The sequence below is a fragment of the Kitasatospora sp. NPDC057940 genome, from assembly GCF_042887425.1.
GTDB lineage: Bacteria > Actinomycetota > Actinomycetes > Streptomycetales > Streptomycetaceae > Kitasatospora.
The window spans coordinates 90,535-92,089 of the sequence record NZ_JBHVPH010000013.1 but is presented as its reverse complement, the minus strand read 5'-3'; the positions used below and the strand labels follow the sequence as shown (position 1 = coordinate 92,089).

General features: G+C 75.1%; 1 protein-coding gene. It reads left to right on the top strand.

Annotated features, from left to right (window positions below):
* The first annotated feature begins 164 nt into the window (after nucleotides 1-164).
* Nucleotides 165-1,184 (top strand): MerR family transcriptional regulator, encoded by a 1,020-nt coding sequence (locus ACFVTF_RS20870; protein ID WP_387815382.1) that lies wholly within the window; start codon nucleotides 165-167, stop codon nucleotides 1,182-1,184.
* Nucleotides 1,185-1,555: the final 371 nt, after the last annotated feature.

Genomic DNA, 1,555 nt, shown 5'->3' with positions numbered 1-1,555 from the left:
GACCGACCTACATATTCCCTCCAGGTCCGCGGTCGAGGTGTGCGTAGGAAGTCGGCGGGTCCGACTTCCTGCGCGCACCGACCGCTTCCGCGGGACGAGCCCTGCTGCGCCGCCCCGCATTCGCGACGCCCGCTGCCCGGCCCGCCCCGCATAGGCTCACGCATGTGCCCGTCCCCGTCCCGGTCCCCGTCCCCGCGACTGCCTCCGCCGGCCGGCCGCCGGCCCAGGCCAGCCTGACCACCGGTGCCCTCGCCCGCATGCTCGGCGTCTCCCCGACCACCGTCCGCTCCTGGGAACGCCGCTACGGCATCGGTCCCGCCCGGCGCGATCCCGGGCGACACCGCCAGTGGAGCCCGCGGGACGTCGCCGTCCTGGCGGAGATGTGCCGTCTGACCGCCCGCGGCGTCACTCCGGCAGAGGCGGCCCGCCTCGCCCTCGCCGCCGAGGCCCCAGAACCGCCCGAGGCTCACGAACCCCCCGAGGCTCACGAACCGCCGCCGCCGCCTGCCGGCGCACCGGCAGGCGGCGGCGGGAACACCCTGCCCGTCGGCACCGTCCGCCCCGAATGCCGGGGGCTGGCCCGCGCGGCCGTTCGCCTCGACGCCCCCGAGCTCGCCCGGATCCTGCGACACAGTGTCGACACCCTCGGCCCGGTCGCCGCCTGGACCGAGGTGATGATGCCCGCGCTGCGCGCCGCCGGCCGCAAGTGGGCCGCCGAGGGCGAGCGCTACGTCGAGGTCGAGCACCTGCTGTCCTGGCACGTCGCGGCCGCTCTGCGCCGCGCCGCCGACCGGGTCGAGCCGCCGCAGGGGCCGGCCGTCCTGCTCGCGGGCATGCCCGCCGAACTGCATGCCCTGCCGCTGGAGGCGCTGGCCGCGGGGCTGGCCGAACGGGGCCTGCCGTTTCGGATGTTCGGCCCGGCGCTGCCGACCGAAGCCCTGCTGGAAGCGGTCCGCCGCACCGGCCCGCCCGCCGTCCTGCTCTGGTCCCAGGTCGCCCGCACCGCCGACCGGGCCCTGGCCCGCCGTGTCGCCGAGACCGCGTGGGGCCCCCACGGTGCCCGCACCCGTCCCGTCGTCCTGACCGCCGGCCCCGGCTGGACCGGCTCCCGCCGCCCCCCGGGTGCCCTGCGCCCCCGCGACCTGCCCACCGCCCTCGACCAGCTGGAGCACCTGCTGCGCTGACCCCCGCCTGCCGGTGTGGTCATGTGGCGCGGTTCCACAGACCGGCTCGCGCCGCTGGTTTCGGGCTTGAATATACCGACCGGTCTATAGATTTGATCGCGCCCACAGTGTCGACAGCGCGCACAGGAAGTCGGCCTGCCCGACTTCCTGTGCGGGGCGCCGCAAAGGGGGGAAAATATATCGGTCGGTCTACATATTCGGCTGCGCGGACGGCGGGCGGACGGGCGGGGCCGGGCGGCGGGAGCGGTTCGGCGCGCGCGAGAAGTCGGACCTGCCGACTTCTCGCGCGGCCGGGAACGGGGGGCCCCAGAAAAATTCAGGTCGGGGTACAAATTTGCGGTGTGTTATAAACATATGACGCTGGCGACGAA